The 15,400-nt window shown below is 58.9% G+C and carries 16 protein-coding genes; 14 read left to right on the forward strand and 2 right to left on the reverse strand.

What is annotated here, in order from left to right; all coding sequences use genetic code 11:
• Positions 1-10 precede the first annotated feature (10 nt).
• From VOI23_RS10420 to VOI23_RS10435, 4 genes are all read left to right on the forward strand, one after another.
• A complete protein-coding gene (locus VOI23_RS10420; RefSeq protein ID WP_323784717.1) occupies positions 11-694 on the forward strand; it encodes a hypothetical protein in 684 nt (227 codons plus the stop codon).
• Between the two features lie 49 nt (positions 695-743).
• Positions 744-2,063, forward strand: coding sequence for a PQQ-like beta-propeller repeat protein (locus tag VOI23_RS10425; RefSeq protein ID WP_323784718.1), 1,320 nt, complete (start codon positions 744-746; stop codon positions 2,061-2,063).
• A 51-nt stretch (positions 2,064-2,114) separates the two neighbouring features.
• Positions 2,115-3,581, forward strand: coding sequence for a ribosome biogenesis GTPase Der (gene der, locus VOI23_RS10430; RefSeq protein WP_323784719.1), 1,467 nt, complete (start codon positions 2,115-2,117; stop codon positions 3,579-3,581).
• 267 nt (positions 3,582-3,848) lie between these two features.
• Positions 3,849-4,835 carry a fatty acid desaturase gene (locus tag VOI23_RS10435; protein WP_323784720.1) on the forward strand — a complete coding sequence of 329 codons (987 nt, stop codon included), beginning with the start codon at positions 3,849-3,851 and terminating at the stop codon, positions 4,833-4,835.
• A gap of 238 nt (positions 4,836-5,073) precedes the next feature.
• On the opposite strand, the gene serS is transcribed toward VOI23_RS10435, so the two are convergent.
• Positions 5,074-6,366 (reverse strand): serine--tRNA ligase, encoded by a 1,293-nt coding sequence (serS, locus tag VOI23_RS10440; protein ID WP_323784721.1) that lies wholly within the window; start codon positions 6,364-6,366, stop codon positions 5,074-5,076.
• A 440-nt stretch (positions 6,367-6,806) separates the two neighbouring features.
• Between serS and yajC the strand changes: the two genes are divergently transcribed.
• The 10 genes from yajC to VOI23_RS10490 all read left to right on the forward strand — a co-directional run bounded on the left by yajC (position 6,807) and on the right by VOI23_RS10490 (position 13,727).
• A complete protein-coding gene (gene yajC / locus VOI23_RS10445; protein WP_323784722.1) occupies positions 6,807-7,091 on the forward strand; it encodes a preprotein translocase subunit YajC in 285 nt (94 codons plus the stop codon).
• A gap of 41 nt (positions 7,092-7,132) precedes the next feature.
• Positions 7,133-8,797: a protein translocase subunit SecD gene (secD, locus tag VOI23_RS10450; RefSeq protein WP_323784723.1), complete on the forward strand. Its 1,665-nt coding sequence runs from the start codon at positions 7,133-7,135 to the stop codon at positions 8,795-8,797.
• 1 nt (position 8,798) lies between these two features.
• Positions 8,799-9,767 (forward strand): protein translocase subunit SecF, encoded by a 969-nt coding sequence (secF, locus tag VOI23_RS10455; protein WP_323784724.1) that lies wholly within the window; start codon positions 8,799-8,801, stop codon positions 9,765-9,767.
• The gene (locus tag VOI23_RS10460) at positions 9,760-10,512 is read left to right on the forward strand and encodes a sulfite exporter TauE/SafE family protein (protein ID WP_323784725.1); all 753 of its coding nucleotides are present in this window, start codon (positions 9,760-9,762) and stop codon (positions 10,510-10,512) included. The genes secF and VOI23_RS10460 overlap by 8 nt, the downstream gene beginning before the upstream one ends.
• Before the next feature lie 10 nt (positions 10,513-10,522).
• The gene (locus tag VOI23_RS10465; RefSeq protein WP_323784727.1) at positions 10,523-10,876 is read left to right on the forward strand and encodes an Mth938-like domain-containing protein; all 354 of its coding nucleotides are present in this window, start codon (positions 10,523-10,525) and stop codon (positions 10,874-10,876) included.
• Positions 10,877-10,991: 115 nt separating this feature from the next.
• Complete coding sequence (gene ccmA / locus VOI23_RS10470) at positions 10,992-11,609, forward strand: heme ABC exporter ATP-binding protein CcmA (RefSeq protein WP_323784728.1); 618 nt, start codon at positions 10,992-10,994, stop codon at positions 11,607-11,609.
• Positions 11,606-12,262, forward strand: a complete 657-nt coding sequence (gene ccmB, locus VOI23_RS10475) for a heme exporter protein CcmB (RefSeq protein WP_323784729.1) — start codon at positions 11,606-11,608, stop codon at positions 12,260-12,262. The genes ccmA and ccmB overlap by 4 nt, the downstream gene beginning before the upstream one ends.
• Before the next feature lie 46 nt (positions 12,263-12,308).
• Complete coding sequence (locus VOI23_RS10480) at positions 12,309-13,040, forward strand: heme ABC transporter permease (protein ID WP_323784730.1); 732 nt, start codon at positions 12,309-12,311, stop codon at positions 13,038-13,040.
• Positions 13,040-13,195, forward strand: a complete 156-nt coding sequence (ccmD, locus tag VOI23_RS10485) for a heme exporter protein CcmD (RefSeq protein WP_323784731.1) — start codon at positions 13,040-13,042, stop codon at positions 13,193-13,195. The genes VOI23_RS10480 and ccmD overlap by 1 nt, the downstream gene beginning before the upstream one ends.
• Positions 13,188-13,727, forward strand: a complete 540-nt coding sequence (locus VOI23_RS10490; protein WP_323784732.1) for a DsbE family thiol:disulfide interchange protein — start codon at positions 13,188-13,190, stop codon at positions 13,725-13,727. The genes ccmD and VOI23_RS10490 overlap by 8 nt, the downstream gene beginning before the upstream one ends.
• Before the next feature lie 83 nt (positions 13,728-13,810).
• Here VOI23_RS10490 and VOI23_RS10495 read toward each other — a convergent pair whose 3' ends face one another.
• On the reverse strand, positions 13,811-15,256 hold the full coding sequence (locus tag VOI23_RS10495) for a TrkH family potassium uptake protein (RefSeq protein WP_323784733.1): 1,446 nt from the start codon (positions 15,254-15,256) through the stop codon (positions 13,811-13,813).
• Positions 15,257-15,400: the final 144 nt, after the last annotated feature.

A 15,400-nucleotide genomic window follows, 5' to 3' on the forward strand; every position in this document is an offset into this window, starting at 1 on the left:
GGGGCAAATCATGGGGGCACGGGTTGTGAGCGACAGCGACAGTTTCATTGAAGAAGTCACCGAAGAAGTGCGCCGCGACCGGCTGTTTGCGATGATCCGTCGCTATGGCTGGATTGCCGTTTTGGCGGTTCTGACATTGGTCGGCGGGGCCGCGTGGAATGAATGGCGCAAAGCGCAGGATGTTGCTGCAGCACAGACGCTTGGCGACGGAATCGTCGCCGCGCTGGAAGCCGACGCAGCACAGGATCGCGCCGACGCTCTGGCGCGCGTCACGTCAGAAACCGAACAGGGCGATTTGGTCGTCAGCCTGTTGCGGGCGGCGCAACTGGAAGAGGCGGGCGATACTGACGGCGCGCTTCAGTTGCTTGATACGCTGGCCGCCGATGGCGATGCGCCTGCGATCTATCGGCAGATTGCCGGTTTCAAATCGCTGCTGTTGCAGGCTGACACGCTGCCTGCCGACCAGCGCCGTCTGCGGCTGGACGGTTTGATTCAGACCGGATCGACTTTGCGGCTTCTGGCCGAGGAACAGCTGGCGCTGATAGATATTTCTGAAGATAAGCCGCAGGCCGCGATCGAACGGCTGCAGAGGATCATAGCGGATGCAGAGGCCACGACAGGCTTGCGTCGCCGCGCATCTCAGTTGATTGTGGCCCTCGGCGGCGCTCCCGTCGCAGAGACGAATACGAACTGAGACCCTCGTGACCGATGGTTTCAGCGCAATAAGACAGAGGGCAGGATTGGTGAAACGCAGTTCCTTCGTTCTTGGCCTGCTGGCGGTTTCGCTGCTGGCAGCCTGCACCGAAAAAGAAGTCATCCTGCCGGGTAAGCGCGAAGATATTCGTTCTATCCTGAGTGAACAGGATGTTGTCGCGGCATCGCCAAACGCGGCGAGCAGAAAACTGATACTGCCCAAGGTCAGTACCAATTCCAGCTGGACGCATCGCATCGGGACGCCAAAGTACCGACCCACTCATCCTGCGCTCAGTGCAGCGCCCTCGCTGGTGTGGAGCGCCGATATCGGCGCGGGAGACAGCAAACGCAACCGCATCACCGCCGATCCGGTGGTGGATCAGGGCCGCATTTTCACTCTGGATTCCGAAGCGCTGGTTACCGCCACCTCGACGGCTGGGGCAACGCTGTGGCAAACCGACCTGACGCCGGCCCGCGATCGCCAGGACGAAGCCACCGGTGGCGGTCTCGCGCTCGGCGCGGGTAAGCTGTTCATCGCCTCGGGATTCGGAACGCTGACCGCGGTCGATCCGGCAACGGGCGATATCGTCTGGCAGCAAGATCTGGAAACGACCGGATCGGGCACCCCCACGGTTTACGGCGATTTGGTCTATCTGGTCAGCGGCGACAACACCGCCTGGGCGCTTGAAGTCGATACCGGCCGCGTGCGTTGGCAACTTTCGCAGGCATCGGATGTCGGCAATGTTCTTGGCGCGTCAGCGCCAGCAGTGAACGACAAATTCGTGGTGTTCGCCTATGGTGATGGCGGCCTGCACGGTGCATTCCGCCAAGGCGGGCTGCGGCTGTGGTCCAGCCATGTTTCGGGGCAGCGCCGGTTCAAATCTATGGCCAAGGTCAGCGATATCACCGGTGATCCGGTGATTGATGGAGAAACGGTATATGTCGGGTCCCATTCTGGGCGTCTGGTGGCTCTCGACATCAATACCGGCGACCGGAAATGGACCGCGACCGAAGGCGCGATCAGTCCGGTATGGCCTGCCGGTGGGTCGATCTTTGCTTTGACCGATCAAAACGAACTGGTGCGGCTCAGCGCCAATGATGGCAGCCGCATCTGGGGCACCAAATTACCCAACTTCGTCAAATATCACCCGCGCAAGGCGGCCGAGGTCTATGCCCATTACGGCCCCGTCCTTGCAGGTGGTCAGCTGGTTGTGGCATCGAATGATGGCCTATTGCGCTTTTTCAATCCCGAAACCGGCGCATTGACCCACACGGTCGAAGTTCCGGGCGGCGCGACCACTGCGCCCGTGATTGCGGGTGGCACACTTTATGTTGTCGGCACCAAAGGCCAATTGTACGCTTTCCGTTGATCGCAACTTGGTGTAACAGAGCGGCTTGATCCGTTTCGGAGCGTTAGGTTCATGAGCTTTACCCTCGCCATTGTGGGGCGTCCCAATGTGGGAAAATCCACCCTGTTCAACCGCCTTGTCGGTAAACGTCTGGCTTTGGTCGATGACCAGCCTGGTGTTACCCGCGACCTGCGCGAAGGCGAAGCCAAGCTGGGCGATTTGCGCTTCACGGTGATCGATACAGCCGGCTTGGAAGACGCCACCGATGACAGCCTGCAGGGCCGGATGCGGCGGCTGACCGAACGGGCGGTGGACATGGCCGATATCTGCCTTTTCATGATCGACGCGCGGGTCGGTGTTACGCCAATTGATGAAATGTTTGCCGAAATCCTCCGCAAACGGTCCAAGCATGTGATCCTGGCCGCCAATAAGGGCGAAGGTAAAGCCGCCGATGCAGGGGTCTTGGAAGCCTTCGCATTGGGCTTGGGGGAACCATTGCGTTTGTCGGCTGAACATGGCGAAGGCATGGGCGAGCTGATGCATGTTCTGATGCCGCTGGCTGACGAATTTGCCGATGCCGCCGCAGAACACGTGCCTGAAACCGATGTCGCACTGGATGAGGATGCAGACGAGGAAGGGTTTCGCAAACCGACGTTCGAAAAACCGTTACAAGTCGCCGTCATTGGCCGGCCAAATGCGGGAAAATCGACCCTGATCAACAAGATCCTTGGCGAAGACCGGTTGCTGACCGGCCCCGAGGCCGGGATTACCCGCGATGCGATTTCACTGACCATCGACTGGGGGGGATTGCCGGTACGAATCTGGGACACTGCCGGGATGCGCAAACGCGCCAAGGTGCAGGACAAGGTGGAAAAGCTGTCGGTCTCCGATGGGCTTCGGGCGGTGAAATTCGCCGAAGTGGTGATCCTGCTTCTGGATGCAGAAATCCCCTTTGAACAGCAGGATCTGCGTATCGCCGATCTGGCCGAACGCGAAGGTCGTGCCGTGGTAGTGGCGGTCAATAAATGGGACATCGAAGAGCATAAGCAGGAAAAACTGCGTGAAATGCGCGAAGCTTTTGAGCGTCTGTTGCCACAGTTGCGCGGCGCGCCGCTGGTGACCGTCTCGGCCAAGACCGGGCGGGGGCTGGACCGACTGCAGGCGGCGGTAGAAAAAGCCTATGACGTCTGGAATCGCCGGGTGTCGACGGCGAAGCTGAACCGCTGGCTGATCGCGATGCTGGAACAGCATCCGCCGCCCGCGCCCGGCGGACGCAGGATCAAGCTGCGCTACATGACCCAAGCCAAGACACGGCCCCCTGGATTCGTGGTTATGTGTTCCCAGCCCGACAAAATTCCCAGCAGCTATTCCCGCTATCTCGTCAATGGTTTGCGAGAAGATTTCGACATGCCCGGCACGCCGATCCGGCTGACCATGCGGGGGCAGGGGGACAAGAACCCTTATAAGTCCAAGCGGGAAAAGAAACCGGGAGCCTTGGGCAAACACCTGACCAAAAAACGCGGTCATCCGCGCGGCTAAGTCCTGCTTTGACCGGACTGATTGGGTGACATGTCGCACATGCAGCAGCGTGGGGCGAGGTCGCAGCCATTTTACTACCCCAAGGGCTTGCGAAAAACTGTGCTCTGATTATTTTCTAAGGGAACCGGCGCGTTGGGCGCGGGAATTTTTTGCTATCATGACCGTGAATTTGGTCAATAAACTGTTTCTTGTGTGACTTAGAAAGACGCCTATGTGGCCGCCTTGCGCGAAAACCTACCGGATCGAATGAATTAGCTAGGGGGAATAATGTCTGTCAGGGATTATACCAAAGCTTACACGGATAAAGACAATCGCATCGCGGCGGTCAGTTATTTCGGGACCTTCTTTGTTTATTTCGCGACGCTTAGCGTGGCAATCATCTGGGCTTCAACGTGGTGGGTCGTCATTCCAATGGTGGTCGCCAATGCCTTTTCCGGGGTGCGGCTCTATGTATTACAACACGATTGCGGGCACGCGTCTTTGTTCGTAACCCGGCGGCAAAACGATCTGGCGGGGTACGGTTTATCGGTTTTCACCCTGACTCCCTATTGGGTAATGCGGCATAATCACAACTTGCATCACGCCCATATCGGTAATCTCGATCACCGCGAAGACGGCGAGATTTACACCATGACCCTTGCGGAATGGAACGAAGCGGGATTCTTGCGGCGGCTCTACTACCGGTTTTACCGAAATCCGGTCGTGTTGATGCTGGTCGGTGGCGTTTTCGTCTATTTCCTGCGCTATCGCTGGCCCAAGAACACGGTGCGGGCAGGAATCGCCGGGGTGCTGGCACATAACCTGGCGCTCGCGGCCTGGATTGGCGCGATTTGGGCACTGGCGGGCTGGGCCGGATTGGCGGTCTGGGCGGCGACGGCGATCGTCGCAGGCGCGATCGGGGTCTTCCTGGTCTATCTGCAGCATAATTTCGAAGACACCTATTGGGACCGTCGGCCCGACCTGGATCCCTCCATCGCGGCGCTGAAAGGGTCTTCGGCTCTTGATCTCGGTTGGTGGTGGGATCTGGGGACCGGAAATATCGCCTACCATGATATTCACCATTACGATCCGCGGATCCCATCTTATCGTCTTCGGAAATGTCATCGTGAAATCAGTCCGGTACTGGCGCCACAGACCAATATCGTGAAATGGCCACAAGCGATTGCTTCGTTTCGGCTGAAGCTCTGGGACGAAGAAAAAGGCAAACTGGTGCCATTCCCGTCCGCCCGTCTCGAACATCTCGCTCCGGCATGATCAGAAGGAACGCCCTTCCAGGCCGCGCAATACTAGATTTGCCCTAGGGCAAAGCGGAATGGGGGCTGTGCCCCCAAACCCGTGGGACACTTCTGAAAAGAAGAAGGATTTGAGGCGACAGGTGTTTCTTCTTGGTACAAATACTCTGGGGGATGAATTGGCCGCAGGCCAAGAAGGGGGCAAGGCCCCCCTTGTCGCCCGGCACGGGCTGATACGGACAGCGCGTCAGCGCTGACATCTAGATCAGTTTACCATCCGCACCAAGAATGGTCTTGCCGCCGAGATAGGGATGCAGCGCTTGTGGCAGGGCGACCGACCCGTCTTCTTGCTGGCCGTTTTCCAGTACCGCGATCAGCGCCCGTCCCACTGCCAGCCCCGATCCGTTCAGCGTGTGCACGAATTCCGGCTTGCCGCCGGATTCGGGTTTGAACCGCGCATTCATCCGGCGGGCCTGAAAATCGCCGCAGACCGAGACCGAGCTGATTTCGCGGTACATGTTCTGCCCCGGCAGCCAGACCTCGATATCGTGGGTTTTCTGGGCGCCGAAGCCCATATCGCCGGTGCACAGCACTACAGTACGATAGGGCAGACCCAGCTTTTCCAGGATGCCCTCGGCGCAGCGGGTCATGCGGTCGTGCTCTTCCAGCGATTTTTCCGGATGGGTAATCGACACCATTTCGACCTTCTCGAACTGGTGCTGACGCAGCATCCCCGCGGTATCGCGGCCAGCGCTGCCCGCTTCCGAACGGAAACACTGGGTATGTGCCACATAGCGGCGCGGCAGGTAACTTTCTTCTACCGTCTCGCCGTTGACGATATTGGTCAGGGGCACCTCGGCGGTGGGCACCAACCACCAGCCATTGGTGGTCTGATAACTGTCTTCGCCGAATTTGGGCAATTGTCCGGTGCCCAGCATCATATCTTCACGCACCAGAACCGGGGTCCAAGTTTCAGTTAACCCATTTTCATCGACATGGGTGTTCAGCATGAACTGGGCCAGAGCACGGTGAATACGCGCGACCGCGCCCGACAGGACCACGAAACGCGATCCAGAAAGTTTGGCCGCGGTTTCGAAATCCATTCCGGGTTTGACACCTGCCAGATCGAAATGTTCAACCGGCTGGAAGGTGAACTCGCGTGGCGTGCCCCAGTGCCGGATTTCGACATTGTCATTTTCATCGGCGCCCTCGGGGACATCTTCCAAAGGCGCATTGGGAAGGGTCATCAGCAGATCGTTGAGTTGCTGATCCAGTTCTTTTGCCTCGGCCTGCATGGCGGCGACTTCCGATTTCTTATCGCCGACCAGCGCGCGCAGACGTTCGAATTCGGTCTCATCGCCCTTGGCCTTGGCGGCGCCAACTTCCTTTGCGGCCTTCTTTTGATCCGATTGGGCCGTTTCAGCGGCTTGGATCTTGGCCCGGCGCGCTTCATCCAACGCGAGGATTTCCGATGACATCGGCGCGGCGTTGCGGCGGGCCAGGGCGGCGTCGAAAGCGCCCGGATTTTCGCGGATGGCGCGGATATCATGCATGGCTTTGGTCCTTACACAGAGGAATCGGGATTGCAGAGCGGTTATTGCTCATTTTCTGTCGGTTGGAAACCGATCTCCTGCGGGTATGGGCGTCAAGCGGGTTTTCGGCTCCTGCCCTGCTTGTTCGCCGAAGAAGGTGGGGGACGTGGCCCTGAGGCCGGGAGCCTTCTAATGGAAAACGGGGCCGGAGGGAGGGCCGGCCCCAAGGGGCGCATGACCGCCTGGGAGGAGCGATGCACACCCTGATCTGATCGCTGTAGGTCGATATTGCACGCATTTTTACTATGAAAAAATGGCGGAATTCCTGACCTGACAGCCGGAATTCCGCAGCTCAACCGATCTCGTCATACCGAGGCATCTTGCAAAACCGCCACTCGGCTCATAGGTTCCGGGCAAATTCGCGGGGCAATTCCTGCGTTGCACAGACAAGGACACTCAAGATGGAAGCCTTCGGCCAGTTTGTACCCCTTTTGCTGATCTTCGTGATCATGTATTTTTTACTGATCCGTCCGCAGCAAAAGAAGATGAAAGACCATCAGGCTATGGTGGGTGCGCTGCGCCGGGGCGATCAGATCGTGACCCAGGGCGGGCTGATCGGCAAGGTTTCCAAGGTCAAAGATGAGAACGAGGTAGAGGTCGAGTTGGCCGAAGGTGTCAAGGTGCGTGTGGTCAAATCGACCATCTCTCAGGTCGTGAACAAGACCGAACCGGCCGCCGAATCCTGATTTTACTGCCTTTCGGGGCCAGATGAGCGAAAGCTGCACTTATGCTACAGATTGATCTGTGGAAGCGGGTGGTAATCTGGGGGCTTTGCGCCCTTGGGCTGCTCTTGGCGCTTCCCAATGCCTTTTACACCCGCGTCGAAACCAGCAACGATGCCGTCGCGGCAATGGAAACCGGTGCTTCGGGTGCCGGGTTGGAAGAACAGGCGGCCCTTTGGCCGTCTTTCCTGCCTTCGGGGCTGGTCAATCTGGGGCTCGATCTGCGCGGCGGCGCGCATCTGTTGGCCGAGGTTCAGGTCGAGGATGTCTACGAAGCCCGTTTGCAGGGCATGTGGCCCGAAGTGCGCGATCTGTTGCGCGAAGAACGTGACGACATCGGTACGATCCGGTTGCAGAAATCCAAAGGGCCGATGCTGCGGGTGCGGTTGAACCAAAAACCGGAAATGGCCGAACGTGCCGCTGAACTGGTGCGTGGCCTGGCCCGCCCGGTGGTCAGCCTGACCGGGGCAGGGGCCAGCGATATCGAGGTCGCGGTGGACGGCGCCGACATCGTGATCACGCTGAGCGAGGCAGAGCGCCTTGCGACCGACGAGCGGACCGTCAAGCAGTCGCTGGAAATCATCCGCCGCCGGATCGACGAAGTCGGTACCCGCGAACCCACCATTCAGCGTCAGGGTTCCGACCGGATCCTGATCCAGGTGCCTGGTGTCGGATCGGCCAGTGAACTGAAGGATATCATCGGCACCACCGCGCAACTGACGTTCCAACCGGTGGTCACGCGCACCAACAATGCCGACATGCCTCCGGGGGCTGGCAACGAATTGCTGCCATCGCTGAATGATGAAGGCGTCTATTATGTTTTGGAACAGGTTCCGGTCGTCACCGGTGAGGAACTGGTCGATGCGCAGCCGTCTTTTGATCAGAACGGTGGGCCGGCGGTTTCTTTCCGCTTCAACACCTCAGGCGCCCGGAAATTCGGCGATTACACCGCCGAAAACATTGGCAATCCCTTTGCCATCGTATTGGATGACGAGGTCATCAGTGCGCCGGTCATTCAGGCCCATATCGGGGGCGGTTCGGGTATCATCACCGGCAGCTTTTCGGTCGAGGAAAGCACCAATCTGGCCGTTCTGTTACGCGCGGGCGCATTGCCCGCAGGGCTGAATTTTCTGGAAGAGCGCACCATTGGTCCGGAACTGGGTGCCGACAGTATCGAAGCGGGCAAGATCGCCTGCATCGTGGCATTTGCCGGCGTTTTGGTTTTCATGATGCTGAGTTATGGGTTGTTCGGCGTCTTTGCCAATATTGCCCTTTTGGTCAATGTCGGTTTGATCTTTGGCGCGTTGTCGATGATCGGCGGGACGCTGACGCTGCCGGGGATTGCCGGTATCGTTCTGACCATCGGCATGGCTGTCGATGCCAACGTGCTGGTCTTTGAACGCATCCGGGAAGAGCTGCGCACGGCCAAGGGACCGGCCCGCGCTATCGAGCTGGGTTATGACCGGGCCCTATCGGCCATTATCGACGCCAATATCACAACGTTCATCATCTCGGTGATCCTGTTTACGCTGGGCTCGGGCCCGGTGCGGGGCTTCGCCATCACTCTGGGGTTGGGTATCCTCACCTCGGTCTTCACCGCGATCTTCGTGACGCGGTTGCTGATCGTGATGTGGTTCGAACGCCGCCGTCCCAAAACGATTGAGGTCTGACATGCGCCTGAGATTTTTCCGCGAAGTCCCGAATTTCGATTTCTTCCGTTTGCAATGGGCGACACTTGGGTTTTCCGGCGCCTTGGTGGTGCTGTCATTGGTGGCATGGGCACTGATCGGTCTGAATTTCGGTATCGATTTCCGGGGCGGGACCACGATCCGGACCCAGTCCGAAAGCGCGGTGGATGTGGGAACCTATCGTCAGGCGATGACACCGCTGGAATTGGGGGACGTGACGATCACCGAAGTGTTCGACCCTACCTTCGCTGAAAATCAGCATGTGGCGATGATCCGCATTCAAGCCCAGGACGGGCAGGAAAGCGTTACTCAGGATACTATCGACCGGATCGAGACGGCGCTTCGGGCGGTGGATGACACGATCAGCTTCCCGTTGGTCGAATCGGTTGGGCCGAAAGTGTCGGGTGAATTGATCTGGACCGCTGTTCTGGCGGTTGGGGCGTCGCTGGCGGCGATCCTGTTCTATATCTGGCTTAGATTCGAATGGCAGTTTTCGGTCGGTGCCGTTGCGGCCTTGGCGCATGACGTTATCGTCACCATCGGCATCTTTTCGGTGCTGCAAATTCGGTTCGATCTGGCCACCATCGCGGCGCTGCTGACAATTATCGGGTATTCGATCAACGATACGGTGGTGATCTTCGACCGGTTGCGTGAGAACCTGATCAAGTTCAAGACAACGCCGCTGCGCGACCTGATGAACCTGACCGCCAACGAAACCCTGAGCCGAACCTTGATGACGAGCGGCACGACGCTGCTGGCGTTGATCGCCATGCTGATCCTTGGCGGCGACGTGATCCGTGGGTTCATTTTCGCCATCACTTGGGGCGTGGTTGTGGGCACCTATTCCTCTATTTACGTGGCAAAGAACATCGTTCTGATGCTGGGGGTGAAGCGCGACTGGTCTAAGCCGGATAACAATCAGGGCAATCAGTTCGCAAACGTCGATGCCTGACGGTCTGACCGACCTGCTGGCCTATGATGGGCTGGTTTGGTTGATCGCGACCGTCTTTATTGCAGGGGCGGTGCGGGGGTTTTCGGGCTTCGGTACGGCGCTTGTCTATCTGCCGGTCGCTGGCATGTTCATGCCGCCGGTCTGGGCGCTGACCACGCTGGTGGTGATGGATGTGTTCGGCCCCATTCCGAACCTGCCGCGCGCGCGGCGTGATGGGCGGTTGGCCGATGTCGGGCGGATGTGGCTGGGGACGATTGTGGCACTGCCGATCGGGCTGCTGGTGCTGTATTCTGTCGATCCCGGAATTTTCCGATATGCGGTCTGCGGCATCGCCTTGCTGGTGCCGCTGCTATTGGCTTCGGGGCTGCGGCTGCGTGGGCAGATTACCCCAGCACTGCAAATCAGCACGGGCGGCATAGCGGGATTTCTGGGCGGGGTGGCCGGGATGCCGGGGCCTCCGGTAATCCTGATGCATATGGCATCGACCGAACCGGCACAGCTGATCCGCGCCAACATCATGATGTATCTGTTTGCCTTTGACGCCACGCTGTTGAGCCTTTTGGGGATACAAGGCAAGCTGGAGCTGCTGCCGATCCTGATCGGTCTGGCGCTGGCGGTGCCGAATCTGCTGGGCAATCTGGCCGGGGGCGCTATGTTTCGGCCCGAACGCCAGCGGCTTTACCGGCTAGTAGGATATGGCATCACCATGGCGGCGGCGCTGAGTGGGCTGCCGATCTGGGAGTGAGGAGCGCGTTATGCAATTGACCGAGGTAACATTTAGAGACGCCGTGCCAGTTGATGGCTATGGCCCGGGATTTTTTCGCGTCGGTGGTCAGGTCTTGTACGGGGCGGTGATCGTAACGACCGAGCGGGCCGCGGTCTGGGCCGGACTGGAAGATGCTGAGGCTCTGCTGCGCCTGGCCGATGAAATTGATGTGCTTTTCGTGGGCATGGGGAGCGAGATCGCTTATTTGCCCTCTGATCTGCGTCAGCAATTAGAAGCGGCGGGGCTTGGTGTGGAGGTGATGAATTCGCCTTCGGCCTGCCGGACCTACAATGTTCTGGTGTCCGAGGGACGTCGCGTGGCATTGGCGGCGCTGCCGGTATGATGTGCAGGCAGAGCGGAGGTGCGCCTGCGGCGGGCGGTGCGAAGGGGTGCAGGGCGGAGTGCCACACCCAGCGCATCGCGCTTTTGTCGGGCACATCATTGGGATAGAAAGTGGCATGGAATTGATTGTCTCTGGTCTCTCTGTTGCGCGGGGCGGCATCGCGGTTCTGGAAGGTCTGTCATTCTCGGTGTCCGAGGGCGAAGCGCTGGTGCTGCGCGGACCCAATGGCAGCGGCAAGACCACGCTGCTGCGTACCGTCGCCGGGTTACAGCCGCCGTTGAAAGGTCATATCGGGCTGGAACACGAAGCAATGGCCTATGCCGGGCATTCCGATGGAATCAAATCGGTGCTGACGGTGCAGGAGAACCTGCAATTCTGGGCCGATGTATTCGAAACGGGATGCATTGTCCCCGCGTTACAGGCATTTGATCTGACGTCCTTGGCAAACCGGCCTGCGGGGGGATTGTCGGCAGGACAGAAACGACGGCTGGGACTGGCACGCATGGTTGTCTCTGGTAGGCCTGTCTGGGTGCTGGATGAACCCACAGTGTCGCTGGATGCCGCGTCGGTTGCGATGTTTGCCGAGGCGGTGCGGGCGCATCTGGCGGCGGGGGGGCTGGCGTTGCTGGCGACCCATATCGATCTGGGCCTGTCCGAGGCAAAGATGTTGGACGTGACCCCATTCAAAGCCGTCCCGCCCGAGATCGACGATTTTGATGGAGCGTTCCTGTGATTGCGCTGCTGATCCGAGATTTGCGGCTGGCAGTGCGCGCGGGGGGCGGTTTTGGCCTCGGGCTGGCGTTTTTCCTGATCGTTGTCGTGCTTGTGCCTTTTGGTGTGGGGCCAGAAAGCGGGCTGTTGTCGACCATTGCACCGGGCATCCTGTGGCTGGGGGCGTTGTTGGCCTGTTTGCTGTCACTGGACCGGATTCTGGCGCTGGATTGGGAAGACGGATCGCTGGATCTGCTGGCTACCGCGCCGGTACCGATGGAGGCGATTGTCAGCATCAAGGCGCTGGCCCATTGGATCACGACTGGGTTGCCCCTGGTTTTGGTGGCCCCTGTCCTGGGGCTGCTTCTGAACCTGCCGGGGGCGGGATATGGTCCCTTGGTTCTGTCATTGCTGATCGGCACTCCCGCTTTATCAGTGATCGGGACTTTCGGGGCGGCGCTGACAGTTGGGCTGAAACGTGGCGGCTTGCTGTTGAGCCTGCTGGTGTTACCACTCTATGTGCCGACGCTGATTTTCGGGGCGGAGATGGCGCGGCGGTCGATTGAGGGGATGGACGCCACCCCTCCCTTGCTGATGTTGGCAGGGATCACCTGCGGCACCATCGCGCTGTTGCCTTTTGCATCGGCTGCGGTACTCAGGGTCAATCTGCGCTGACGGGGATGTGATTTGCGCGCAGCGCAGGAGGAGATAGGAAGCGAATATGGGTTCGATCTGGGAATACGCCAATCCGAAGAAGTTCATCGCCACCACGGACAGGTTGCTGCCGTGGGTATCGGGGCTGGCGCTGCTGGCGCTGGTCGGCGGATTGGTCTGGGGGTTCTTCTTCACCCCCGACGATTACAAGCAGGGATCGACGGTCAAGATCATCTACCTGCACGTGCCGAGCGCGCTGATGGCGATCAATGCGTGGATGATGATGCTGGTGGCTTCGCTGATCTGGATCGTGCGGCGGCATCACGTATCTGCGCTTGCCGCCCGCGCGGCCGCCCCGATCGGCGCGACGATGACCCTGATCGCGCTGATCACCGGGGCGATCTGGGGCCAGCCGATGTGGGGCACATGGTGGGAATGGGATCCGCGGCTGACGTCATTCCTGATCCTGTTCCTGTTCTATCTGGGCTATATGGCGCTGTGGTCGGCAATCGAAAATGACGATACAGCGGCGGATTTGACCTCGATCTTGTGTCTGGTGGGTTCGGTTTTTGCGCTCTTGTCGCGTTATGCAGTGAATTTCTGGAATCAAGGCCTGCACCAAGGGGCGTCATTATCAATGGATAAAGAGGAAAACGTCGCTGACGTTTTTTATTATCCGCTTTTACTGAGCATAGCCGGGTTCATTCTGCTGTTTATTGCGCTGGTATTCCTGCGTACCCAGACCGAAATTCGTGCCCGCCGGATGCGGGCGCTGCTGGCCCGCGAAAGGATGAGCTGATGCCGGATCTTGGAAAATATGCCCAGGCGGTTCTGGCGTCCTATGCTGTGTCGATCGCTTTGATCATTGCGCTTCTGGTGGTCAGTATCCTGCGCGCCCGCAAGATGAAGGCGCAACTAAACGAGGTTGAAGGGCGGATCAAATCCAATGGCTAAGGTTAACCCGATGATGGTCGCCCCCCCGCTGATCTTTGCCGCGTTGGCGGTCATGTTCTGGATCGGCATGGGACGCGACAACCCCGATGAATTGCCCACTGCCCTGGCCGGGAAAGAGGCCCCGGCGGTTCAGATCGCACCACTGGGCGATCTGCCGGAGTTCGACGATGCCAGTTTGCGCGACGGCAAGGTGAAGCTGGTCAACTTCTGGGCGTCATGGTGCGCGCCGTGCCGGGTGGAACACCCCAATTTGGAAAAGCTCAAGGAGCAGGGGATCACCATCTACGGGGTGAATTACAAAGACAAGCCAGGCAATGCGCTTGGGTTTCTGGACGAACTGGGCAATCCCTATGCCGCCATCGGGGCTGACAAAGAGGGGCGCATGGGGTTGAACTGGGGCGTTTATGGCGTGCCTGAAACCTATGTCATCGACGGCGCGGGCCGTATCATCATGCGCCATGCCGGGCCGATCACGCAGCGGGCAATCGACGGGGGCTTGGGCGCGGCGATTGCAGAAGCGTCGAACGAATAAAGGTTGCGCCCGGAATTTCCGCTCTACTGCCGTCGGTTATCCCCGATTGGTGTGATCAAATCTCGACGGTTTCCAGACAGGCTTTACAGCCGCCAGAATGTCGGGGTGAACAACACAAAGACGGTCAGGATTTCCAGCCGCCCGGCCAGCATTCCAAAGATCATCAGCCATTTCGCCATTGTCGGGAAAGACGTCAACGCACCCGAACTGCTGACTTCGGGGCCATAGGCAGGGCCGACATTCGCGATCGACGTCCACGCGGCCGTGATGGAGGTCGAGATATGCAAACCTGTCAGATCGAGCCCAACAATAAGCAGCCCCATGGTTACGATGAACAGGGCGAAGAACGCGATCACGGAATTGAACACGTCTTCTTCGATCGGTTTTGCGCCCAGCTTCGGCTTCACTACCGCATGTGGCGCCTGAATGCGGCGAATCTGGGCCTTGATCGCCTCGATCACCACAAGCCAGCGGAAAATCTTGATCGAACATCCGGTTGACGCCGTGCAGCCGCCGATCAGTCCGACGGCCAGGATCACGGTGATCGGAAACGATCCCCAGGACACGACGTCGGCGCTGGCATAGCCGGTACCGGAAAACAAGGTGACCATGTTGAAGGTGGTTTCGCGCAGAACGGTCCAGAACCCGGTGCTTTCATGGATCAGCCGCCAGATAACAACAGCGGCGATGGAATAGCCGGTCCAGCGCAGATAGGTGCGCACCTGCACATCTTGAAACAGCGGCTTGGTGTCGCCATGCGACAGTTGAACAAAGCGGATGAATGGCATTGAGGCCAGCAGCATGAATACCGAAGATACATATTCCAATGGCCCAGAAAATGCCGCGAAAGAGGCGTCGGAATTGGCAAAACCGCCAGTCGACAGCGTCGACATCGACACCACGGTCGCATCCAGCGTGGACATGCCCAGAATACGGTAGCTGAGCCAGCACAACACCGTCAGCAGGATATAGGTGCCAAGCAGCGCGCGGGCAATGTCGGGGGCACGGGGCAGGATTTTTCCGAGCGTATCGAAGCCTTCTGAGCGGAAGAATTGCATGCCGCCCAACCCCAGGACCGGAAGAAAGATCATCGCCACCACGACAATCCCAAGCCCGCCGAGCCATTGCAGGATGCCTCGCCATAATAAAGTGCTCTGAGGTAGGGATTCAATCCGTTCGAACACGGTCGACCCGGTCGTTGTCATGCCCGAAACAGCCTCGAAATAGGCATCGGTCAACCCGACATCGGGTGCGCCGATCATGAAGGGCAGGGCACCCACCAGCGGCAGATAGCTCCAGGTGCAGGTGGTGAGAAGGAAGGCTTCGCGAATCCCCAAATCATGTGATTTGCGGTTGTCGGTGGCCAGGACGACCAGCATCCCAAGTAACACGGCCAAGCCTGACGAAATACCGAAAACCGAAGCGCTTTGCTGCCCTTGTATCATGTCCACAGCCAAACAGGGCAGCATCGCGATACCTATTGCGATGGTCAGATAGCCATTGATCCGGATAACGTCGCTGTAATGCATTCCCAAGGCCCTATTCTCTGGGGTGAGTTAAAGGACACGAGTGCATAAGGTCCAGCTAAAATCTGCGACTCTGGTTTCGTGTTTGAAACAAGGTTCAGAGCGTAAGCAGACCAATCCGTGGGTTCCATCGGAAAGGCTTTCCCC

Origin of the sequence: Thalassovita sp. (assembly GCF_034670005.1) — a bacterium.
Lineage (GTDB): Bacteria > Pseudomonadota > Alphaproteobacteria > Rhodobacterales > Rhodobacteraceae > Thalassobius.